The sequence below is a fragment of the Pedobacter sp. Leaf132 genome, from assembly GCF_920984695.1.
Classification (GTDB): domain Bacteria; phylum Bacteroidota; class Bacteroidia; order Sphingobacteriales; family Sphingobacteriaceae; genus Pedobacter.
Window position 1 is genome coordinate 66,060 of the sequence record NZ_CAKLBO010000006.1, and the last position, 22,633, is coordinate 88,692.

Annotated in this window: 19 protein-coding genes; 12 read left to right on the plus strand and 7 right to left on the minus strand. The window is 33.7% G+C overall.

All coding sequences use genetic code 11. From position 1 onward, the window contains the following. The first annotated feature begins 225 nt into the window (after positions 1–225). Both LUA86_RS12595 and LUA86_RS12600 read left to right on the plus strand, forming a co-directional pair. The gene (locus LUA86_RS12595) at positions 226–2,652 is read left to right on the plus strand and encodes an outer membrane beta-barrel family protein (RefSeq protein ID WP_231463238.1); all 2,427 of its coding nucleotides are present in this window, start codon (positions 226–228) and stop codon (positions 2,650–2,652) included. A 145-nt stretch (positions 2,653–2,797) separates the two neighbouring features. Then, positions 2,798–4,747 (plus strand): amino acid permease, encoded by a 1,950-nt coding sequence (locus LUA86_RS12600; RefSeq protein WP_231463240.1) that lies wholly within the window; start codon positions 2,798–2,800, stop codon positions 4,745–4,747. 35 nt (positions 4,748–4,782) lie between these two features. Here the strand turns inward: LUA86_RS12600 and LUA86_RS12605 are convergent, their stop codons facing one another. From LUA86_RS12605 to LUA86_RS12615, 3 genes are all read right to left on the minus strand, one after another. After that, positions 4,783–6,552 (minus strand): mechanosensitive ion channel family protein, encoded by a 1,770-nt coding sequence (locus LUA86_RS12605; RefSeq protein WP_231463242.1) that lies wholly within the window; start codon positions 6,550–6,552, stop codon positions 4,783–4,785. Between the two features lie 3 nt (positions 6,553–6,555). Continuing rightward, positions 6,556–6,858: a hypothetical protein gene (locus LUA86_RS12610; RefSeq protein ID WP_231463244.1), complete on the minus strand. Its 303-nt coding sequence runs from the start codon at positions 6,856–6,858 to the stop codon at positions 6,556–6,558. A gap of 364 nt (positions 6,859–7,222) precedes the next feature. Next, positions 7,223–9,181 carry a KUP/HAK/KT family potassium transporter gene (locus tag LUA86_RS12615; protein ID WP_231463245.1) on the minus strand — a complete coding sequence of 653 codons (1,959 nt, stop codon included), beginning with the start codon at positions 9,179–9,181 and terminating at the stop codon, positions 7,223–7,225. Between the two features lie 325 nt (positions 9,182–9,506). Here LUA86_RS12615 and LUA86_RS12620 point away from each other — a divergent pair, with 325 nt between their 5' ends. From LUA86_RS12620 to LUA86_RS12660, 9 genes are all read left to right on the plus strand, one after another. Beyond that, positions 9,507–9,980: a T9SS type A sorting domain-containing protein gene (locus tag LUA86_RS12620; protein WP_231463247.1), complete on the plus strand. Its 474-nt coding sequence runs from the start codon at positions 9,507–9,509 to the stop codon at positions 9,978–9,980. 79 nt (positions 9,981–10,059) lie between these two features. Next, positions 10,060–10,671 (plus strand): fumarylacetoacetate hydrolase family protein, encoded by a 612-nt coding sequence (locus tag LUA86_RS12625; protein WP_231463249.1) that lies wholly within the window; start codon positions 10,060–10,062, stop codon positions 10,669–10,671. Between the two features lie 4 nt (positions 10,672–10,675). Continuing rightward, a complete protein-coding gene (locus LUA86_RS12630) occupies positions 10,676–12,415 on the plus strand; it encodes a M23 family metallopeptidase (protein ID WP_231463251.1) in 1,740 nt (579 codons plus the stop codon). Between the two features lie 84 nt (positions 12,416–12,499). Then, a complete protein-coding gene (gene bcp / locus LUA86_RS12635) occupies positions 12,500–12,964 on the plus strand; it encodes a thioredoxin-dependent thiol peroxidase (protein WP_231463253.1) in 465 nt (154 codons plus the stop codon). Positions 12,965–13,020: 56 nt separating this feature from the next. Continuing rightward, positions 13,021–13,866, plus strand: a complete 846-nt coding sequence (locus LUA86_RS12640) for a transketolase (protein ID WP_231463255.1) — start codon at positions 13,021–13,023, stop codon at positions 13,864–13,866. Positions 13,867–13,955: 89 nt separating this feature from the next. Further along, positions 13,956–14,912 carry a transketolase family protein gene (locus LUA86_RS12645; RefSeq protein WP_231463257.1) on the plus strand — a complete coding sequence of 319 codons (957 nt, stop codon included), beginning with the start codon at positions 13,956–13,958 and terminating at the stop codon, positions 14,910–14,912. Positions 14,913–15,365: 453 nt separating this feature from the next. Then, positions 15,366–15,926 carry an RNA polymerase sigma factor gene (locus tag LUA86_RS12650; protein WP_231463259.1) on the plus strand — a complete coding sequence of 187 codons (561 nt, stop codon included), beginning with the start codon at positions 15,366–15,368 and terminating at the stop codon, positions 15,924–15,926. A 33-nt stretch (positions 15,927–15,959) separates the two neighbouring features. Continuing rightward, positions 15,960–16,613, plus strand: a complete 654-nt coding sequence (locus LUA86_RS12655; RefSeq protein ID WP_231463261.1) for a hypothetical protein — start codon at positions 15,960–15,962, stop codon at positions 16,611–16,613. A gap of 12 nt (positions 16,614–16,625) precedes the next feature. Further along, a complete protein-coding gene (locus tag LUA86_RS12660; RefSeq protein ID WP_231463263.1) occupies positions 16,626–17,060 on the plus strand; it encodes a hypothetical protein in 435 nt (144 codons plus the stop codon). A 54-nt stretch (positions 17,061–17,114) separates the two neighbouring features. Here LUA86_RS12660 and LUA86_RS12665 read toward each other — a convergent pair whose 3' ends face one another. The 4 genes from LUA86_RS12665 to LUA86_RS12680 are packed head-to-tail and all read right to left on the minus strand — an operon-like array spanning position 17,115 to position 21,652. Then, positions 17,115–19,742, minus strand: a complete 2,628-nt coding sequence (locus LUA86_RS12665; protein ID WP_231463265.1) for a hypothetical protein — start codon at positions 19,740–19,742, stop codon at positions 17,115–17,117. After that, positions 19,742–20,500 (minus strand): GLPGLI family protein, encoded by a 759-nt coding sequence (locus tag LUA86_RS12670; protein ID WP_231463266.1) that lies wholly within the window; start codon positions 20,498–20,500, stop codon positions 19,742–19,744. The genes LUA86_RS12665 and LUA86_RS12670 overlap by 1 nt, the downstream gene beginning before the upstream one ends. Then, entirely contained in the window at positions 20,500–21,258 is a 759-nt protein-coding gene (locus LUA86_RS12675; RefSeq protein ID WP_231463268.1) for a GLPGLI family protein, read from the minus strand. The genes LUA86_RS12670 and LUA86_RS12675 overlap by 1 nt, the downstream gene beginning before the upstream one ends. A 58-nt stretch (positions 21,259–21,316) precedes the next feature. Continuing rightward, on the minus strand, positions 21,317–21,652 hold the full coding sequence (locus LUA86_RS12680; RefSeq protein WP_231463270.1) for a hypothetical protein: 336 nt from the start codon (positions 21,650–21,652) through the stop codon (positions 21,317–21,319). A gap of 250 nt (positions 21,653–21,902) precedes the next feature. On the opposite strand from LUA86_RS12680, the gene LUA86_RS12685 reads away from it, so the two are divergent. Then, on the plus strand, positions 21,903–22,604 hold the full coding sequence (locus LUA86_RS12685) for a LytTR family DNA-binding domain-containing protein (RefSeq protein WP_231463272.1): 702 nt from the start codon (positions 21,903–21,905) through the stop codon (positions 22,602–22,604). Positions 22,605–22,633 lie beyond the last annotated feature (29 nt).

Here is a 22,633-nt window from a genome sequence, read left to right on the forward strand (position 1 = left end):
AAAAAAGTCGCAACAAAACGTTGCGACTTTTTGGTTTTACCCGTTTAAATTTAATCTAAAATCTGCGAGTATTCTTATAATCTGCGGGAGAAAATTCATACAGCAGCAATTAGTGAATTAGGTTAAACATTGTTAAAATACGCTTTATAATTATCCTAATGCCTTAGTTTAGTAATATTCTTCTTTAGATAAGGAAAATACAAATTATAAGGTTATCAAATTAAGATGAAACAAATCGCTCCATTGTTCATACTTCTATTTATTTCTTACATGCCTGAAATTATGGCTCAAGATAAAAACGGTAAAATTTCAGGTATTTTAATATCTGAAAAAACAAAACCTATTACAGCAAATATTGATCTTAAGAATTTAGCAGACGCAATGTTTACTAAAAGTATTTCCTTAGATAATCAAAGAAAATTTAGTTTTGAAAATTTACCTTATGGAAGTTATTTTATTTCTGTAAATGCAGCTGGCTTCAAACCAATTTCTGAAAAAGTAAACATATCCGCCAATGAGCCATATATTGAAAAAAATTTCAAAATAGAAGAAGTAACAAATGATTTGGGTAGCATTACTATTTTGGGCAAAAAACCCTTCATTGAAAGATTCGCAGATAAAATTATAATGAATGTTGAAAATAGTATTGTTGCAACTGGTAACACTGCACTCGAAGTTTTGTCGAAAATGCCAGGAGTTTTGGTTAATCAGGATGGTGCCATCAGTGTAAGAGGAAAATCTGGTGTTAATATTTTAATTGATGGAAAATCCACATTTCTTTCAAACGAACAGTTGGCAACACGACTGAAATCATTAAGCAGTAGTGAACTTAAATCTATTGAGTTAATTACAAATCCATCATCAAAATATGATGCAGAAGGAAATGCCGGAATAATTAATATCAAGCTTAAAAAGAATGCAGAATTTGGCACAAATGGCAATATAGAACTCGGTTTTGGTTATGGAAAAAATCCTAAAAGCAACTCAGGTATTTCAATCAATCACAGAAATAGAAACTTTAATGTATTTGGTAATTTCGCAAACAATAACAATAAATATCAGGAAGATTTAAGCATTAACCGAATTACAAATGATGGTATTATCAATACCTATTTCCATCAATACAATACTCAGATTCGCTCATCCCACAATAACAATTACAAATTAGGATTAGATTATTTTATCGATAAAAAAAACACAGTTGGTTTTATTTATTCGGGCTATTTTAATAGTGGCCACGAAAGTTCTAACGGTGTTATTGATATTGGTACGAGTCTCAATAAAATTGATTCATCTATCGTTGCCAACAATCCTACATCTAACAAATACCGAAACCAAGCATACAATATTAATTACAAATCTATTATTGATACACTTGGACAAGAGTTCTCTGCAGATTTAGACTATGCGGAATATCTTAGCGAGGAAAACACCGTTTATAATAATAATTTTTCAGATATTAACGGTAACCAATATAAAGCACCATTAACTTTTAGGAATTTAACACCATCGTTAATAAAAATTAAGGCAGCAAAAATTGATTATTCGCTACCAATAAATGCCAATACTAAATTTGAATTGGGGTTAAAAAGTAGTTGGGTAAGTACAGATAATGATTTTAGATTTGAAAATTTAATTGATGCAAAATGGCAAAATGATTTAGCAAGAAGCAATCATTTTATTTACGATGAAAATATAAACGCAGCTTACACTAATCTTAAGAAAAAATTTAAAACAACGAGCATTGAGGTTGGCTTAAGAGTTGAACAAACTAATTCGAAAGGTAATTCCATAAACGAACAAAAGATTGTAAAGAGAAGTTACTTCGACTTTTTCCCCAGTTTTTCGGTCAATCAAGATTTATCAGAAAATAATCAATTAGGTTTTTCTTACAGCAGACGTATAGACAGGCCTGATTATAAATCACTAAATCCGTTTATTTATTTTGTCGATCTATACACCTTTAGTCAGGGAAATCCATTTCTAAACCCACAATACACTAATGCTTTTCAGCTCTCGTATAACTACAAAAAAGAACTTAATGTTTCTTTTGGTTATAGTGTTACTAATAGTTTAATTCTGGATGTTTTACTTCCTAATGATGATCAAAAAACGCTTTATCAAACAGTTTTAAACTTAGATAAACAACTATCTTACGATTTAACAATTGGCTATCCAACACCTATAACCAAATTCTGGAATATGGATAATACGTTTACAACTACGTATAACCAAATTATATCCGCCGATTTAGGTGGAATTGACTATAATAGGAAAAAGATAAATTTAGCAATAAATACAAACCATAGCTTTACCATTACACCCTCAACTTCAGCAGAACTTTCCGGAGAATTTGTTTCAGCTCAAATCTATGGAACCTACGCAATTAAACCTTATTATGGAATCGACTTTGGTTTAAAAAAATCTTTACTCAATAAAAGATTGAATTTAAAATTTGCCATTAACGATGTTTTAAACAGTAGAATAGCAAGAATTAGCAGTGCACTATCAACTTTAAGTTACAATCTAAGCCAGAAACAAGAGAGCAGAATTTTTAGAATAAGCCTAAACTATAGTTTAGGAAGTAATGCTATTAAGGCATCAAGAGAAAGAAAAACAAGTGTGACTGATGAAGAAGGCAGAATAAAATAATTTTTCTCCTTTTAACTATGTTGACTCTTTTCAAATTACAGTCTATAAAACATGACAAAGAATTATCGTTAATAATTTTATACCTTGCTTTAAACGTTTTTAACTGATATTTTTTTAAGTTTGAAGAATACAACAACCAAAACAAATGTTCGAAAAGCTATTCAGAAAGAAATCCATTTCCAAGATATTACAAGATGCGGCAAAAGGCTATGGCGACCATGATAGTTCTTTACATAAAACCCTCGGTGTTCGCGATTTAACAGCTTTTGGTATTGCAGCCATCATTGGTGCGGGTATTTTCAGTACCATTGGTAAAGCCAGTGCTGATGGCGGTCCGGCGGTAATTTTCTTATTCATTTTTACGGCGGTTGCTTGTGGTTTTGCAGCTTTTGCTTATGCAGAATTTGCATCAATGGTTCCGGTTTCTGGTAGCGCATACACATACTCTTACGTTGCTTTTGGCGAATTAGTGGCCTGGATAATCGGTTGGTCGCTAATTATGGAATATTCCATTGGCAACATTACAGTGGCCATTTCCTGGTCTGATTATTTTACCGGATTACTCTCCACCATAAAAATTCCCGCCCTCGGTATAGAAGGCATCCACGTACCCGATTGGATGACAATGGATTACTTAAGTGCTTATAATGGCCACAAACAAGCAGAAGCACTATTAGCTGCAGGCAAAAACCTTGCTGATTTAGATACTGCAACTGCATTGGCCAACAACGCCTGGTTAACTGCACCTCAAATTGGTGGCTTTCATTTAGTGGCTGATATTCCGGCATTGGGTATTATTATCTTAATCACGGGATTAATTTACCGTGGCATGAAGGAAAGCAGAAATGCAAGCAATGCAATGGTTGTTGTTAAGCTTGCTGTTATCCTTTTAGTTCTGGCTGTTGGTATCTTCTACGTTGATACTAAAAACTGGAATCCTTTTGCCCCGAACGGTGTTAGCGGTGTTTTGAAAGGTGTATCGGCAGTGTTTTTTGCTTATATCGGTTTCGATGCAATTTCTACAACCGCAGAAGAATGTAAAAACCCTCAAAGAGATTTACCTCGTGGTATGATGTGGGCAATTATAATTTGTACAATTTTATATGTTGCAATTGCCCTTATCTTAACTGGAATTGTTAAATCTGATACCTTAGCTGTAGGCGACCCGCTAGCTTTCGTTTTCGACCAGATTGATTTGAAATTAATGAGTGGTATAATTGCCGTTAGTGCCGTTTTTGCAATGGCTAGCGTACTTTTAGTATTCCAAATGGGTCAACCTCGTATATGGATGAGCATGAGTCGCGATGGTTTATTGCCAAAATCCTTTTCTAAAATTCATCCAAAATATAAAACACCATCATTTGCAACCATTGTTGTAGGTTTCGTGGTGGCTGTGCCTTCGCTTTTCATGAATTTAACCATCGTTACCGACCTTTGTTCTATCGGAACTTTGTTCGCCTTTGTATTGGTTTGCGCAGGCGTTTTGGTATTACAAAACCGTCCGGATGTGCAACGTGGCAAATTCAAAATACCTTATGTAAACAGCAAATTTATAGTACCTGTTGCATTTGTGGCAGCAATGGTATTCGCTTTTGTACAATATGGCAAAGAAACGAAAGCATTCTTTTTAAATTCACCTAAAACTATCCAAACCGTAAATTTTGTTACTTCATTAAACGGCGATGAATTAAAAATAGTTAAAAGTGAAATTGTAAAAAATGCCGCTCCACAGATTATTTTAAGCGATAAAATTGATGCGGAATCTTACTTAAGCGGATTAACTCCCGATAGATACGAGCAGTTTATTGCCGCATCGAAAATAACCATCGATAAAAAATATGAAAGTGGCTGGAGCCTTTTCAAACACAAAATACCAATGTGGATTTTTCTAATCATCTGCGTGATGATTTGCTATTACTGCATAACTAAAAACCTATCATTAATACCTGTTTTAGGCTTAATTAGCTGCCTTTATATGATGTGTGAGCTTGGAATTTCGAACTGGATTGGTTTTGGCATTTGGCTGGTAATTGGCTTAATTGTGTATTTTGCCTATGGATTTAGAAATAGTAAACTGGCTAGAGAGGTAAATTAATTACCTCAAACTCATTTTCGTGATGGTTATTTATTTTATTCCTTCCTTATTACATTATAATTAGGCGAAATCAAATCAATATCTGCTGCTTTAAACTCTTCCTGTATGTGTTCTAAAAGGCTGCTGTAAATTAAAGCCTGCTTTCCGGCTTCATGCGTATATGCGTTAATTTGGTAAGAAACGTAAAAATCGTTTAGCTTGGTTTGCAGTACAAATGGTTTTGGAATATCCATAACAAATTCTGTTTTTAATGCAGCAGTTATTAGTATTTCATAAGCTTTTTGCCAAGGCACATCGTATCCTAAGGTTACTTCATAGTGAATAATTAATCCATTTTTTTTAGCCTGGCTAGAGTAATTTACGGTACTACTGGAAAGCACCATTGAATTTGGTACGGTTACATCCTCATTTTTAATCGTCCTAATCCGCGTGACTAACATAGTTTTCTCGATTACATCACCTGTTACTTCCCCAATCTTAACCCTATCGCCAATCCTGAAGGGCCTCATATAAGTGATAACCAAGCCTGCTACTATATTAGTTATGGCACTTGATGAACCTAAAGAGATTAATATACCCAAGAATACAGATACACCTTGAAATGCAGCCGACCCTGAACCCGGAAGATAAGGGAAGATGATAACGAGCATGAAGGCGTAAAGTATAAACCTTAATATATTAAACGTTGGAATCGCCCACTCGGCATGGAAACCATTAATTTGAATATTGCTGCGTTTAACTTCGTAAAAAAAGTATCTAATTGCTTTGAGCGTAAACTTGAAGATGAAATAGATGACTAAAATCGTAAAGAGATTAGGCATATAAGCGAAAATACTATTGAGGGCTATTCTTAAAGGTCCTAAAATCCAATTTAGTAAGGTACTCGTCCAGCTTTCAGTTTCTGGAAAAACGCTAAATAATAATGGCAATGATAGATAAATAAGAAGCAAGGTTACCAATAACCTAACAGCGCTGTTAATCTTTAAAAAGATAAGTTCAAGATCGCTTGCTGGTACAACTTTAACTGTACCAAGCTTTAAGCCAGCCTTAATTTTTTGTGTACGGTTGATGATGTATTTGCGGCTTTGCCTGAAAATCCAATTGATGAAAGCCACCATAATAATCAGTAAAGCAATTATTAGTACAACTAAACCTATTCTTTTTGCCCAATTTAACAAACTATGAGATTCTCTTTCCGCTTGTACAGTAGTTTTAATTTCCTTAAGATATTTTTCTGCCAATTTTGCATTTGTTGTTCCAAACCATAACCCATCAAGGTTGGAAACGGTCATAATAATTTCCTGGTTTTTGTAAACTATATCAAAATTATCTGTAGAGGATTTTATCTTCAAAGAGTCTTGCGAATAAAAAGCATCATGATAAAGCGTATTTATCTTTTTTGAGATTCCTGCTGCACGCTCCATTGCACTAAAAGAGCCTGTTCGGGTATATATGTTAAATAGTGTATCGGCATTTAGTATTACAGGATAACCTTTGGCATGCGCTTTTAATTTTTTGATTTCTTCTGCCTGCTCAATGCTCCTTATTGAATCGCTTACTGCAATGCTCCGAAGCTTATCTTCAAGCATTTTAGTTTTTGATTTATCGCCAACTGCACTTTTTAATTGTTCTTCTAATTGAATTTTAACTAAAGAATCGATTTGCTTTTGCTGCTGATCTTTAATCAACTTTACCTCATTTATAGCGAGAGTTTGTTTGCTAATCGTATCAGCATTTAATTGGGCAAATACATTTGAAGAATAACTAAAAATTAAAAGAAGAAAGACTAATTTTTTGATGAGCATTTTTTAAATATCGATTAACTGAGTTGTTTGATTTTCAATGGGTTTTTCATATTGACTTAACGCATCAACTGTAATAATCAGTATTCCACTAAGCGCCAACAATATACCAATTCTTTGAAGCGCATTTTCCGATCTTTTAGAAAACGAGGTTCTATCAGTTGTTACAAATTTAGAAATTCCCTGAACCTGTCTTTTTAAAAGTTGACGCCTTAAAACTAAAGCAAACAGCATAAAGCCGAATAAAATCATTAAAATTCCAATAAACTGTATTTGAGTAAAATTACTAAGTGTTGTGTCATTTATCATATAATATCGACAAATAAATAGCTGTAATGTTTTATTAGATAAAGTTTAGATGATGGTGATACATACAAATTGTGATAAATCATTATTGTAACGTTACCATAAAGATTGCCTGCCTCCTGTAAGCAGTACTTACTTTATGCTTCAAATATTTTTTAATAAAAAAAGTCTCTTAATGATTGAACATTAAGAGACTTGCGATAAAGTATTTTTTTATTTCTTCTTCACAAATGCCATAATCGTAATGGTTGCCAAGCCAACAAATGATGCTATCATGTAAACATCAGAATTGTTCCATTTGAGGATTTTTGCGATAGGCCCCAAAATAAACAGACAAATTGCCCCGATTAACAAAAATTTCCGCATGCTAAACTGGTAGTCTGTGTAATTCGATATCGTCTGGCGTAACAAAAATTAAAGGAACTTTTTCTACATCAACATAACTGCTATCCAAACCAAAACTTCGCTCTTCTGATAAACTTAACTTTTTGAGAATGAAGTAGTAATCCATTATCTGACGTTCATAAAAACTCAATTTCGTAAACTTAGATAAGTGTTTTTCTAACAACACAAACCTGAAATCGCCCGTAATTTTATGTTTATTTAATGATGTATATTGACTGGTGATGTCAATTTCGCCATTTTTCACCAACTCTTCTACAACTTTACGATAAAGCAGGTTTACGCGTTGTTCTATGCGGAAGCCTAATCTAAAATCGATACGTATCAGTTTGCCTGGGATTAAAAACTCCACCTTGTAATCTAAAGTATAAGGTTCATCCATTACATCTACGTGAACCAGCCAATACACATCGGCACGTTTTGGTTCCTTTTGAATTATTGAATATATAATCTTCGATTCGATTTCCGTTTTGAAGTTTGCACTGGTTAAATAAACCAATTGCGACGAATATTTTGGAACAGATTCATCGCTGCTCAACTCGCTTAAAATTTGATAATAATCTTCAATTTCTACGTATTTAACAAAGCGGTTTTTGATTTTTCTTGCTATAAACCAACTCCACATAACGGTAAATAACAAAGAGCCAATAATTACTGTTACCCAACCGCCGTGTAAAAATTTAGTTAAATTACTGATTAAGAATGTACCTTCTATAATCACATAAGTGAAAAAGAATGTTGCTATTAAATACTTTGGAAAACGCCTGCTACGCAAATAAAAACTAACCAAAATGGTTGTCATTAACATTGCAATGGTAATTGATAAACCATAGGCAGCATCCATTTTTTCTGCTTTTTGAAAAAGAAAAACGATACCGCAGCAACCAATCCAAAGCATCCAGTTTATGGATGGAACATAAAGCTGGCCTTTAGAAACTGATGGATAAACGATTTTTATTTTTGGCCAAAGGTTTAAACGAACGGCTTCAGCAATAAGTGTAAATGAGCCGCTAATTAAGGCCTGACTTGCAATAACCGCAGCCATAGTTGCCAAAATAACCATTGGCACCTGAAATTGGTCGGGCACAATTTGAAAGAAAGGGTTCATTTTAGCACCTGGAATATAGGTTTGGCTGTTTTGCAAAATCCAAACGCCTTGACCTAAATAGTTTAATATTAAGGTAAGTTTTACAAAAATCCAGCTTATGCGAATGTTGTTCCTTCCGCAGTGACCTAAATCAGAATATAAGGCCTCTGCTCCTGTTGTACATAAAAACACACCACCAAGAATAAGAAAAGCGAGTTTGTTAGTTACAAGTAAATGAATAGCATAATAGGGATTAAAAGCTTTTAAAATGCTTAAATCTTTTACAATAAAAGAAAGTCCTAAAACACCTAAAACGGCAAACCAAACAAACATTACAGGGCCGAAAAGTTTACCTACCAAATTTGTTCCGAATTGCTGTATAATAAAAAGAATCGTTAAAATGGTTAAAACGATTGGAATTACAGGCACATCAAATTTATTTGTTAAGCCTTCAATGGCTGATGTTACGGTAATACTAGGTGTAATTATACCATCGGCAAGTAAAGCGCAGCCACCAACAACAGCAGGCACAACGAGCCATTTTGCCTTTTTTCTAACCAAAGAGAAGAGTGAAAATATTCCGCCCTCACCTTTGTTATCAGCCCTTAATGTTATAATAACATATTTAATAGTGGTTTGTAGCGTTAATGTCCAGATGATACAAGATAATACACCTAAAACATTGGTTGGATTAATATCCTGTTTACCGCCTAATATTGTCGTGAAAATCGCGTTTAGCGTATATAAGGGTGAAGTACCGATATCGCCAAAAACGATACCCAAACTAATTAAAACCCCACCGGCAGTTAGCGCATTTACATTTTTATGATTTGACACTTCGATATATTTTTAGTGCGGCAAAAGTAAACTAACTATAACAATTTAACAACCAATTTATTGTGTATTTTCAACACTAATAAAACTGATGGCATCAACAACAAGAAAAAAACGTTTAAGGCACCGCTAAAACGTTTTTGTTAAATTTTAGAATTATCTGATACGTAAAAAAACAAAATTTATTGTTAAATTGTGTTAAATTAATATGTTTAACTAAAATGTTTAATTTCTTTGTATTAAATTAATACATTTGCTATACAATTTGATGAAACTCTACCCAAAGATAATGCTTCTCTTAAATATTACATGCATAACATGTATGCTAATGTTTTGTGGCATTAATTCTTGGGCTCAACAATCAGATAGCACTCGTTTTAGTCTAAAAACAAGGCCAAAACCCTCAAGTAAAATCCCCGAAATAAAAGCCAATATTCAGCCGTATAAACCGCTTTACAATCATGTTACCAGCAGCACAAGTATGTTCGATGCCTACTCCGGCACTAATACTAAAACTGTAAGTGCATCTCCAAAAGATAAACTTTTAACCATTGTAAAAATTTACCCTAACCCGGTAGAAGACCAATTGAATATTATTTTATCGTTGAATAAAGACACCCAGGTTACCATTAAAATTATAGATTTATTAGGTAATGAAGTTGTAACCCTTGCAAACGAACGTTTTACCTCGGGCGAGCAAACTAAAAGTTTTATTGTACCAAGCAGGCTCAATGCCGGCATCTATTTTTTAAGGGTTGTAGCGGGTGCAGAATATCAGGTAAAACGAATCTCAGTTTTATAACACCAATATCTTTTCTATTTTTGAGTGATTCAGGAGGTTTATTCAGAACCTCAATTCTATTATCTCAAATTAATTAAGAATGAAAGTTATCGCCATTGGCCGAAATTATGCCGAACACGCAAAAGAATTAAATAATCCGGTTCCAACAACGCCAGTAATATTCTTAAAACCCGATACTGCTGTTTTAAAAGACAACAAACCCTTCTATCATCCGGATTTTTCTGATGATGTGCATTACGAATTAGAAATTGTTTTAAAAGTTTGTAAAGAAGGCAAGCATATCGCCGAGAAATTTGCATCAACCTATTACGATGAAATTGGCTTGGGTATTGATTTTACTGCAAGGGATATTCAAAGTAAACATAAAGAAAAAGGCCTGCCGTGGGAACTTGCTAAAGCTTTTGATAACTCTGCACCGGTAAGTATATTTCTACCAAAAACAGATTATGAGGATTTATACAATTTAAATTTCGAACTCCAGCTAAATGGTGTAACGAAACAAAAAGGATGTACTAAAGATCTTTTATTCTCGTTCGAAAAAATAATAAGCTTTGTATCGCAATACATTACTTTAAAAAAAGGCGACCTTATTTTTACAGGTACGCCGCAAGGTGTAGGCAAAGTTAATAAAGGCGATAAATTGGAAGCCTGGCTAGAAGGAAAACAACTTTTAAATTTTGAGGTTAAATAAAGAGATGTACATTATAAAGGCAATTAAAAACAAATCGATATCAGCCGCTCTAATTTTTACATTTTCAACATCAGGCAGTTCAGTTTACGCACAACAAATTTTTAGCAATAATAAATATCCCTTAACCTATTTCAGGCAGCCCTTAGATATTGTTCCACCAGCATTAGCGGGTTCTTTCGGCGAGATAAGGGGGAATCACTTTCATTCTGGCATCGATTTTAGAACCAACCAACGTGAAGGTTATCCGGTTTACGCAGTAGCTGATGGCTACGTATCCAGGTTACGCGTACAAAATAGTGGTTTCGGGCAAGCAATCTACATTAACCACCCAAATGGTTTCACCTCTGTTTATGGACATGTGCAACGCTTTGCTCCAAAAATTGCATCAATTGTAAAAAACTTAGAATACGAAAAGAAATCTTTCGAGCTGGATGAATTTCCAGATCAAATGCTCATTCCGGTACGTAAAGGTGAAGTTATTGCGTGGTCGGGTAACCGCGGCAGTTCTGGTGGCCCACACTTACACTTCGAAATTAGAGATAGCAAAACTGAGGAAACGATTAATCCGCAGTTTTTTGGAATTGATATTCCGGATAATATTCCGCCCGTAATTTACAGTTTATATGCCTATAAATTAAACGGAAAGCCATTTAGCGAAGCCACAGCGAAACAAGCTATTGCCATTAGTGGTAGCAATGGCGTTTACAAGGCTGCTGCCCCGGTGAGTTTAACTGGCGAGATTGGTTTCGGTGTGGTTACAACCGATAGGCACAATGGTTTATCAGGTTTGAACGGCGTTTATTCTATCCAGTTAGAGCTTGATGGAAAAATGATTTATACCTCTGCTTTGGAAAGGTTTGCCTTTGAAGACAGCAAGGCAATTAATTCCCACATCGACTATCCAGTTTTTCTGAATACCAAAAGAAGCATTCAAAAAAGCTTTGTAGAGCCTGGAAATCCATTAACCATCTACAGTAATTTGATAAACAGTGGTAAAATAAATTTTGTAGACGGAGAAATTCATCAACTTCGTTACATCATAACCGATTCTAAAGGAAATGCTTCAACGCTGGCATTTTCAGTTCAGGCAGGTTCCGCCGCTGCTATTGTCACAACTATTCCATCAGGTATCGTTTTTGGTTTTAATAAAATTAATGAGTTTAGTAATGATGAAATAAAAGCAGTTTTCCCGATAGGCACATTATATAGTGATTTAAATTTCATTTATAAAAAAACACCAAAACCTTCTGGTAATGCTCTTTCAAATATCCATCAAATTCATAACCGCTACACACCATTGCACACTGGCTTTGAGCTTTCTATAAAAGCTGATAATTTACCCGCTGATTTAAGAGAAAAAGCGCTTATAATTAGTACCGGTGGTTCATCGCAAGGAGGCACTTTTGTTAATGGATTTATAAAAGCTAACCCAAAAACTTTTGGCAGTTTTTACATTGCTGTTGATACCATTGCGCCACGCATTTTCCCTACTAACATTTCCGAAGGAAAGAACATGGCAGGTCTCTCAAAAATATTATTCAAAATCAGCGATAATCTATCCGGTTTAAAAAGCTTTAATGGCTACATAGATGGCAAATGGGTTTTAATGGAATTTGATGCAAAAACTGCAACCTTGTGGCATAGCTTTGATGATAGAACAACGGCGGGAAAGCATACGCTCGAACTAGTGGTAGATGATGTTAAAAACAACATCAAACGTTACTCTGTGTCATTTTTTAGGTAGCAATTATTATTTGCATCAACCTAATCCACTATTCGTTGTTATATTACTAAATTGCATTATCATACAATCAATGATTTAAAAAACATGGCAGAATTAAAAGAAGGTGATACCGCAAAGGCAATCACTTCAAAAAATGAAAAAGGCGAACAGGTTTCTTTAAGTGATTTTAAAGGTAAAACTGTTGTTTTATATTTTTACCCAAAAGATGATACACCAGGTTGCACTGCAGAAGCCTGCGATTTTAGAGATAATTATCAAGGCTTGCTGGCAAAAGATATTGTTGTACTTGGCGTTAGTGTTGATGATGAAAAATCTCACCAGAAATTTATAACTAAACATAGTTTGCCTTTTACCTTACTTGCAGATACCGACCAGAAAATTGTAAATGATTATGGTGTTTGGGCAGAAAAAAATATGTACGGTAAGAAATATATGGGCACCGTTCGTACAACATTTATTATAGATGGAGAGGGGAAAATTTTGCACATTATTAAAAAGGTTGACACTAAAAATGCAACTCAACAAGTACTAGATTTAATCAATAACTAATTATAATATAGCAGGTAAAATATTACCTTTGTTATGTAACAACAACCTCATATTTAATGAAACATACAATTAAAGAGCTTGAAGATATTGCCTCGCAAATCAGACGAGATATCGTAAGAATGGTTCACGGATGTCAATCTGGCCACCCGGGTGCATCACTTGGATGTACAGATTTTTTTACTGCTTTATACTTCGAAGTTTTAAACCACAAAACAGATTTTACGATGGAAGGCCGCGGAGAAGATTTATTCTTCTTATCTAATGGCCACATCTCTCCGGTTTGGTATAGTACACTTGCACATGCAGGTTATTTTGATAAAAGTGAATTAGCAACTTTCCGTAAGCTAGATTCAAGGTTACAAGGCCATCCAACTACGCACGAGCATTTACCAGGTATCCGTATTGCTTCGGGCTCGTTAGGTCAGGGTTTATCAGTTGCCATTGGTGCTGCATTAGCCAAAAAATTAAATGGCGATAAAGGTTATATTTTTGCTTTGCTAGGTGATGGAGAATTACAAGAAGGCCAAAACTGGGAAGCTGCAATGTTTGCCCCATTTAATAAAGTAGATCATTTAATTGCTTCAGTTGATTATAATGGTCAGCAAATTGATGGACCAACAAGCAAAGTATTGGCTTTAGATGATTTACAGGCAAAATTTGAAGCTTTTGGATGGCATGTAATTAATACCGATGGTAACGATATGCAAGCTATTGTAGAAGGTTTACATTATGCAAAAACCTTAACAGGAAAAGGTAAACCAATCTTAAACCTAATGAGTACGCAAATGGGTGCTGGTGTAGATTATATGATGGGTACCCACAAATGGCATGGTACAGCGCCAAATGATGAGCAATTAGCCGCAGCCTTAGCGCAATTACCAGAAACATTGGGAGATTATTAAAGTTGAAAGTTTAGCGTTTAAAGTTTAAAGCTAAAAGGCAGAAGCTTAAAACGAAAAGCAGAAAACGACAAACAAAAAATTAAGAAATCGTGAAAAAATACACATATACAGAAAAAAAAGATACACGTTCGGGTTTTGGAGCTGGCTTACATGAAGCTGGAAAGAAAAACGAAAACGTAGTTGCGCTATGTGCCGATTTAGTAGGCTCATTAAAAATGGATGCTTTTATTAAAGATTTTCCTGAGCGTTTTACTCAGGTTGGTATTGCAGAAGCAAACATGATTGGTATTGCTGCCGGTATGACGATTGGTGGTAAAATTCCATTCACAGGTACATTTGCCAACTTTTCTACAGGTCGTGTGTACGATCAAATTCGCCAGTCTGTAGCTTATTCAAACAAAAACGTTAAAATTTGTGCATCACACGCCGGCCTAACTTTAGGCGAAGATGGTGCAACACACCAAATTTTAGAAGATATTGGCTTAATGAAAATGTTGCCAGGCATGGTGGTTATCAATCCTTGCGATTATAACCAGACTAAAGCCGCAACAATTGCAATTGCAGAATACGAAGGCCCGGTTTACTTACGTTTCGGTCGCCCGGTAATACCTGTGTTTACAGACCCTGACCAAAAATTTGAAATTGGCAAAGCCTGGATGGTTAATGAAGGTACTGATGTGACCATTATTGCCACCGGCCACATGGTTTGGAAAGCAATTGAGGCTGGCGAGAAACTGGCTGAGCTTGGCATTGATGCGGAGATTATAAACATCCATACGATTAAGCCTTTGGATGACGAAGCAATTCTAAAATCTGTTAAGAAAACGGGTTGCGTAGTTACCTGCGAAGAGCATAACAAATTTGGTGGTTTAGGCGAAAGTATTGCCCGTTTGTTAACTACAGAGTTGCCAACTCCGCAAGAATTTGTAGCCACAAATGATACATTTGGCGAAAGTGGAACGCCAGACCAGTTAATGTCGAAATATGGCTTAGATGCAGTGAATATTGTAGAAGCTGTACAAAAAGTAATCAGCAGAAAGAAATAAATTAAAACCGACGCCCACTATTATAGTACCGGGCGTCGATTTTTTTTGAAACGGACATGCAGCACTGTTTGGCAACTTTAGTCCCGCCATTCGCTTTAGTCCCGATGAAAAATCGGGAGCTGCCGCTGCTGTCGGGTTTAGAAACAATAATTCTGCACAAAAGGAATTAGCGGGTGGCACTTTTGTTTTTCGTCTACAAAAAAGGTATTCGACAGGCTCAGACTGACAACGGTTTCCTTAAATCAGGGACATTAGAAGTAGGAATTTGAGAACCGAACCACAGTAAATAAACCTGATTGAAGTGAAAAGCCCGCAATCCCGATTTTTCTCGGGAGCGGACTTGTAACGTAAAGCAGGACTGCATTAACCGAAGAAATATAAACGTTCATTTTCTAAAATATTGAACAGTTATTTAATGGCATTTTAAAAAATCAGACCATCAAAATCTAATTAATGAAACAAGTTGAAGATTCGGAAATTCTTGCCATGTTTGCTGTTGAGCGGACTCGAAATGAAGCCTTCAACTTATTATTAAAGAAATATCAGCAAAAAATTTACTGGCACATCCGCAGGTTGGTACTCAATCATGATGATTGTGATGATTTAATTCAGGAAGTTTTTGTTAAGGTTTGGAAAAACCTGGATAAGTTTAGAAGCGACTCTCAGCTTTATACTTGGATTTATCGCATCGCCACAAATGAATCTATTACTTTTTTAAATAAGCAGAAGCTAAAAAACAATACACCGTTAGATGAAGTTTCATCAGAACTAGCGGACAATTTAGTGGCTTCATCGTATTTTAACGGCGATAAACTAGAATTAAAATTGCAAAAGGCAATTTTAACATTACCAGAAAAGCAGAGAATAATCTTTAATATGAAATACTTTGATGATATGAAATATGAAGAAATTTCTGAAGTGCTTGGAACATCAGTTGGGGCTTTGAAGGCATCATTTCATATCGCAGCAAAAAAAATTGAGGCTTTTATTACAAATGATGAGATTGACTATTAAACCTTTTCACATTTTTTGTATCATATAACAGTGATGAATGATAATTTAGAAAATAACGATTGGATTAAAGAAGCGCCTACCCTCGCCACTATGGTTAAGCGTAATCCTTTTGTAGTTCCTCAAGGATATTTCGACAATTGTGAACAAGATGTTTTGAACCAGGTTTTTTTAGATAAGCTTAAGCAACAAACGACTAGTAACGTTTTTGAAGTTCCGGCAAATTATTTCGAAGAGTTAACTGAAATGATTGAAACCAGAATTGCTTTAGATGAAATAAATTTACCAATTAAGGGTTTTGCAGTTCCGGAAAATTACTTTGATACGCTACAAAGTAGAATTAATAGTAAAATAATAGCAGAGGAAACAAAACCGAAGGAAGCGATGGTAATTCCTTTATGGAAAAAAGGATTTGTTAAGTATGCAAGCGCTGCCTGTTTTGTGCTGATGGCATCGTTTGGTGTATATTTTTATCAAAATCAAAATATAGAAACTGCAAACACTGCCCAATTACAATCTGCTGAGATGGCAAATGAAGCAATGCTTTATGATATTGATGAAAGCACCATTATTGAGCATGTTGAAGCGCAAAATACCGCACAAAAAACAAATGTTTCTGCCTCAGATACAGAAATGGAAAACTACATACTGAGCAATTATACTTCAACAGATTTAGCTCAGGAATTATAAAACTAATATAAAATGAAGAATTTATTTTTTGCAGCTTTAATGTTAATGTTACCCTCGATACTTTGGGCACAGAGACCTCGAGGTGAAGAAATAGAATCGTTAAAGATTGCCTTTTTTACTAAAAAGTTAGATTTATCGGCTGATGAGGCTAAAGTGTTTTGGCCAATTTATAACAACATGCAGGCAGAACAAAATACACTACGTAAAGAGCGTTTTCAAAAAATGATTTCTTTTAGAAAAGTGGATGAGATTGATAATTTAAGTGATGCACAGGTTCAAAGTTTAATTACCAGTGAATTCGATTTTCGCCAAAGGGATTTAAACTTAGAAAAAAAATATTATTACAAATTAAAATCGGCCTTGCCAATTAAAACAGTTGGTAAATACTACAGAGCTCAGGAAGCATTTAAACGAGAGTTGCTGAATAGATTTAGAGATAAACAGTAATAAAAAAGTCTTGCATGATTAAAATGCAAGACTTTTTTGTTATAAAGCGTTGATTTACTTTATAGACATAGCTACATTTAGCATTACGTATCTTCCCATTACAGTTGAAGCATAACTCGAAGAAGAGGTTTCACTAATGTTTGCATTAGTAAATGCTTTTATATTGGCTAAATTCTTCCCTTGCAAACTATATATAAAATTTCCCTTTTGTGGATTATATTGAACTTCGGTATCAACCACATTAAAACTTTGGTTGTTAATTTTGTACAAATTATAGGAAGATGTATTAAATATTCTTTGGCTAATTTTATATCTATATTCCAAAGCATATTTATACATGTTATTCGTCGCAATTAAATTGCCTTCCCTTTTTGTATTGCTAAGTACAAATTCTGTGCTTGCACCAAAGTTAATCGGCAAATTAAAACCAGTGTTAATTTTAAAACTTAGAGCTTGATTAAGCGAGGTACATTTGCTAACTCCACTACCAAGTTGAGCATAATAATTTGTGATTGATGGAGCATAAGTTGCGGTAACATTTAAACTGAGCAAGGGAACGAATTTTTTAGCGTTCAGATTTCCACCAAAAGTACTAATGCCGTTGTAGGGCTGTTTTTCTGAGTAATTTAGACTGTTGTTAAAAAAGTTAGTGTATAAAAATCCATACTTACTGTAACTTCCATTTATTGAAGCATTTAAATTAAAATAGCTATTTCCAAAATCGTTAAAGCCATAGTTTATCACCATAGAATGGGTGTTATAATTGTAAAAATTGCTCAAACCACTATTAAAATTCCTGATGCCCGTAAGAATATAATTTTCGTAATATTCTATAGGCTGAGGATTGGTATTTCTATATCCGTAAGAAAAAAATAAATTGTGAACTTGATTAAACTTATAAGCAAAAGACAGAACTGGTTCTAAAATTATATAGGTACTATCTTTACCCAGGTTGTTCAACAACTGTAAAGTAGATTTCAACTGTGCGGTAACTTTTATTGTTTGGTTATCATAAACATATTTTGATGTAAAATAGGTTTGATTGAGATTAAACAAACTGCTATTTACATAGTTACTGCCAACTGAATTACCATTTTCATTAAGCAGATTTGAATTTAGGTTTAACCTATTTAGCTCATTACCAATATTAAAATATAAAAAACTGCTATTGTATCTCTTAAGAGCCTCTGCATCTAATTTTAACTTGAAATTAATGTTTTTAACTTCTTGAAGCAGGCGGTTTGAATTATTAAAAATTGATATTGTATTGTATAAATTTGAGTTTACATAATAATTCTGATTTACATCATCGGCCAGAATTTTTGCAGAAAATAAATAGGCGCTGCGTTTGTTCTGCTTTACCGTATATTTTAAGAATCCATTAAAGGTTTTATTGGTATCGTATTGATATTGTAAAACGCTATCTCCAACAATTTTATTAAATGTTGAGAATGCGGTGCTGTTAAAGTATTTTGGTTCTTGCTTGTAAGAAAATTTTGAAGTTAAACGGGCATTACTTTTTACCAAATAATCTACATTAAAATCTGCCTTAAAAGTTTTATTCAAATTGCTTCTGCTATCATTAGCTGCTGTTGAAGCTATTGTAGGACCGAAATATAAATTTTGCTGGGCTGTTTCGCCAAATAATTTATTTCTCGCATAAAATAAAGCATAACTTATTTTAAATTTATCGCTCAGTCTGCTTATAGCATTTAAGCTTCCTTGTGAGGTATGCCCTATTGCGCTTAACTTGTCATCAAATGGGTTAATTGCATTAACCTCATTTCTTATTATCCTATTATTGCCGGTAAAAACTCGGTTTTCATCAACCAAATCTAAAAGGTTATTATTCGATTGATTACTTACGTTGTTATGGTTGCCAAATGCAAAAGCCTTGGTTTTGTTAATAAAAGAAATAAGATTGGTAGATATCTCTCTCCTATCTATTGTTCCAAGGCCTGCATCAATGCTGCCCAAAATCTTTTTGGCTTTCTTATCTTTAATTTTCAGATTTAATACAATATCATCACTATTGATAATTCCTTTGAGGAGGTCATCTTCTACGTAATGATCTAAAGCCTGTACTTCTTCAACCAATTCGGGCTTTAAGTTTTTGGTTATCGCTTTGTATCCTTCGCCTGTTAAATCATCACCTTCTAATAAAACCTTACTAATTTTTTTACCTTTAAAGAATATAGTGCCGTCTTTATTCACTTCCATTCCGGGCATCTTTTTAATCACACTTTCCAGGTTTCTATCATCAGGGCTTGTAAATTGTTTAACGTTGTATTTCGTGGTATCGTTATCAACCGTAACCGCCGGCGGTGCCTTTATATAAATTTCATCAAGCTGCTTTTTATCTTCCGATAAGTCAAAATTGTGCTTAAATTCCTTATTTAAATCACTTCTGTTTAAAACCAATGTATCTCGCTTATAACCTATGTGCGACACGATTACAATAAATTTGTTAGATTGACTCAAAGCCCCAATTAACTCATATTTGCCATCTTCATCAGAAAAACCATAAAACAATAGCTCTTCCTCCGGAAAAGTTTTTAATTGTACAGAAGCCGAAGAAAGCTGCTGACCACCAGATTTTACAGAACCGCTAATTTTGGTAGTTTGAGCAACGCTACTAAAAGCGAAAAGAACGATAAAACAAGAAATAATAATTCTAAGCATTAAAACTTCTCTTGTTTTTCGGGTAAGGTTATGGTACTTCTACCAGTTCCTCCCATAGCATCAGTTGTAACGATTTTGCTCATTACTTTATAATCAGCTACTTTTTTGTTGTAAATTTCAATAAATTCAGCATGGGTATATAACCTTTCCTTTTCATATTCTAAAGGAATGTTAAATAAATTTTTATCAAATGAAGATTTTAAATCAATGCCGGTAAGTTCATAAACAAATTTATTTTCACTGTCGCTAACCTGAAGAATTAAACCTGGCAACCCCCCAAATTTCCATGGACCAAACCGCAGTGGAATGCTTTCGGCAAACCAAGCCGTGTAAATTCTACCCCGAAAATTAACAGTTGCTTTGGTACAATTATAGTTAAGAATTTTTTTATGTTCTTTTGTTATATTCCATTTAAAATTATTTAGCGAATCATCAATCAAAAAATATTTAGGACCAATATTCTCTGCCAATTTTAAGGTGTTCAATTTTAAATTTTTAAGTACAAAATGCTGCCTTTTATATTGTGAAACTTTTACTTCCCTTATTTCTGTTTCAGAAATTTGCTCTGATGAAGAAAATATTTTTTTTGGAATATAATATTCCATCGATTTACTACCATCTATATAAATAATCTTGTTTAGTTCATTCATACCAATTTGCGATTGAACTGAATATTTATAAGTTAAAGTTGCTGTAGTTTGTGCAAATGAAACAGTAGGTATGATTAATATTGCTACAAATAAATAGATTGTTTTCATTAAAATTTTTCTTTTTGTTCTGACATTTCAATTTTGCTTGTGCTATTATTTGTCGTCTGAGATCTTGAATATTTTATTAGATGTTTTTTGGTCCTTTCATATGCATCTATATATTCCTTATGCGATATTAATTTGTTACTGGTTTCATTAAAATAGCTAGTTAGTGTTAATCGCTCATCATTTATTTCTGTTCCTAAAACTATACCTGTAAGTTCATAATGATAAATTAACCTATCATCATATACACAAATTATCAAACCTAGTAAGCCGCAAAATTTCCAAGGACCATTAGAAATTGGAATTTCATCTGCGAACCAAGCAATATAATTACGACCTCTAAAGTTTGTTATAGCTTTAGTACAATTATACTTTAGTATCATTTTTTTCTCATTTGTAATCTTCCAATTAAAATTATTCAAAGTATCTTCTATGAAATATTTTTTGATAAAAAATTGATCAGATAAAATTAATCTCTTTTGTGAAAAATTTTTGTAAAGAAATGGGCGCTTCCCCTTATCAGGAACAGTAATATTAATCTGACTGTGGCTGTCATCAATCTGTTTTAATTCGGTATTATGTTTTACCAGTGGAAGTATTTCTTCTAAAGATTTATTTTTATTGAATAATACCCTTAACTGAAGTTTGTTGATGGTTAAACTATCATAGTTAATTGTATAGCTATAATTTAATATCCCAGATTGAGCATTGCTAATGATAGGTGTAAATAAAAAAAACACATATACGATTGATTTAATCATATTATTATTTAATAGAAATGTTATAAAATTTAGAAGCGGTAGAGATTCTAATGATATTCTAGTCTTCCGCCACTTCTTGTTCCGTATAAAACAATTCTGGACCTTCAGCGGCTGATAAGAAAGCTTCAATTTTACTCCGGGCCGTCATAGCAGCCATTGTTCTGGCTAAACTACACAACATTGCTGGATTAGTACTGGTAGCCGTAAAAGTTTGAGTTTCACGAAGTACAACGCCATTAGGCAATGTATAAGTTACGGTTACGGTTTGCGTACACGAAGTTTGTCTTGAAATTCTGTAATTAGAGTTTACATCTTTAACTTCATTCCTGTTCGCTTTCGCAAACGCTCCAAAACTTGCAAAGCACATCAATCCAATAAATAATAATTTTTTCATTGTTCTTTGTTTAAGGTTTATATTTAAATAATTACCTCAAACCTCCTTTAATAAAAACTAAAATAAAAATTTTTGCACCAACAGCATCTCTCATGTCATGAACGACATATGCCATGTCATGAACGACATATTTTGATTTTTAAACTGCCTAATCGAAATATTTATTTTTGATTAAATAATTTTATTTCAATAGTTTTGTTACAATCATTCCTTAATAGTTTAATCCAAATTAATGCTCAATTAAGGAAAAATGTTTACCTGTTATGTTATAGATGATGAACCATCTGCACTCGAAATTTTAGAAGATTACATCAGTATAAAACCAAATTTAACATTACTTAAAACCTTTGCTAATCCGTTAACCGCACTTGGTTACATTAATAAAGCAGAAGCCGTAGATATAATATTTCTAGACATAGAAATGCTGGAAATGAGTGGATTAGAACTGGTAAAACTAATTGGGCATAAAGCAAAAAGAATTGTGTTTGTAACTGCCCATAAAAATTACGCTTATGATTCTATTGAATTAGAAGCCGCATTTTTATTAAAACCAGTATCCTACAAGAAATTCGATAATTTGGTGTCAAAAGTTTTAGAGCAAGCTTCTACCATACCAAAAACAGAGTCATTTTTAATTAAAAAACCAGGAAACAGAGCAAAGAAATTTAATATAAAATTTAACGAGGTTATTTTTATTGAAAGTCAGGTGCGCCATACAAAAATTCAAACTATAGATTATCAAATTATAAGCGACCAAAGTTTTGCCAAGCTGAGTAAACTATTTACCGAAGAAAACTTTATTAGAGTACACCGTTCTTTTATTGTATCGAAACCATTTATAAAAATTGTAGGAAATGCAGATATATTGATGGTTAATGACATTAAAATACCCATTGGTAGAAATTACAGAAATGGATTTGTTAAGGTAGCATCAAAAAACAACGGAGCTTAAACAGCTATTCACATCATTTGCGTATTTTT

Coding starts and splice junctions, on each gene's coding strand:
- LUA86_RS12595 (WP_231463238.1), top strand. CDS start 226: ATGAAACAAATCGCTCCATTGTTCATACTTCTATTTATTTCTTACATG.
- LUA86_RS12600 (WP_231463240.1), top strand. CDS start 2,798: ATGTTCGAAAAGCTATTCAGAAAGAAATCCATTTCCAAGATATTACAA.
- LUA86_RS12605 (WP_231463242.1), bottom strand. CDS start 6,552: ATGCTCATCAAAAAATTAGTCTTTCTTCTTTTAATTTTTAGTTATTCT.
- LUA86_RS12610 (WP_231463244.1), bottom strand. CDS start 6,858: ATGATAAATGACACAACACTTAGTAATTTTACTCAAATACAGTTTATT.
- LUA86_RS12620 (WP_231463247.1), top strand. CDS start 9,507: ATGTTTTGTGGCATTAATTCTTGGGCTCAACAATCAGATAGCACTCGT.
- LUA86_RS12625 (WP_231463249.1), top strand. CDS start 10,060: ATGAAAGTTATCGCCATTGGCCGAAATTATGCCGAACACGCAAAAGAA.
- LUA86_RS12630 (WP_231463251.1), top strand. CDS start 10,676: ATGTACATTATAAAGGCAATTAAAAACAAATCGATATCAGCCGCTCTA.
- bcp (WP_231463253.1), top strand. CDS start 12,500: ATGGCAGAATTAAAAGAAGGTGATACCGCAAAGGCAATCACTTCAAAA.
- LUA86_RS12640 (WP_231463255.1), top strand. CDS start 13,021: ATGAAACATACAATTAAAGAGCTTGAAGATATTGCCTCGCAAATCAGA.
- LUA86_RS12650 (WP_231463259.1), top strand. CDS start 15,366: ATGAAACAAGTTGAAGATTCGGAAATTCTTGCCATGTTTGCTGTTGAG.
- LUA86_RS12655 (WP_231463261.1), top strand. CDS start 15,960: ATGAATGATAATTTAGAAAATAACGATTGGATTAAAGAAGCGCCTACC.
- LUA86_RS12660 (WP_231463263.1), top strand. CDS start 16,626: ATGAAGAATTTATTTTTTGCAGCTTTAATGTTAATGTTACCCTCGATA.
- LUA86_RS12665 (WP_231463265.1), bottom strand. CDS start 19,742: ATGCTTAGAATTATTATTTCTTGTTTTATCGTTCTTTTCGCTTTTAGT.
- LUA86_RS12670 (WP_231463266.1), bottom strand. CDS start 20,500: ATGAAAACAATCTATTTATTTGTAGCAATATTAATCATACCTACTGTT.
- LUA86_RS12675 (WP_231463268.1), bottom strand. CDS start 21,258: ATGATTAAATCAATCGTATATGTGTTTTTTTTATTTACACCTATCATT.
- LUA86_RS12680 (WP_231463270.1), bottom strand. CDS start 21,652: ATGAAAAAATTATTATTTATTGGATTGATGTGCTTTGCAAGTTTTGGA.
- LUA86_RS12685 (WP_231463272.1), top strand. CDS start 21,903: ATGTTTACCTGTTATGTTATAGATGATGAACCATCTGCACTCGAAATT.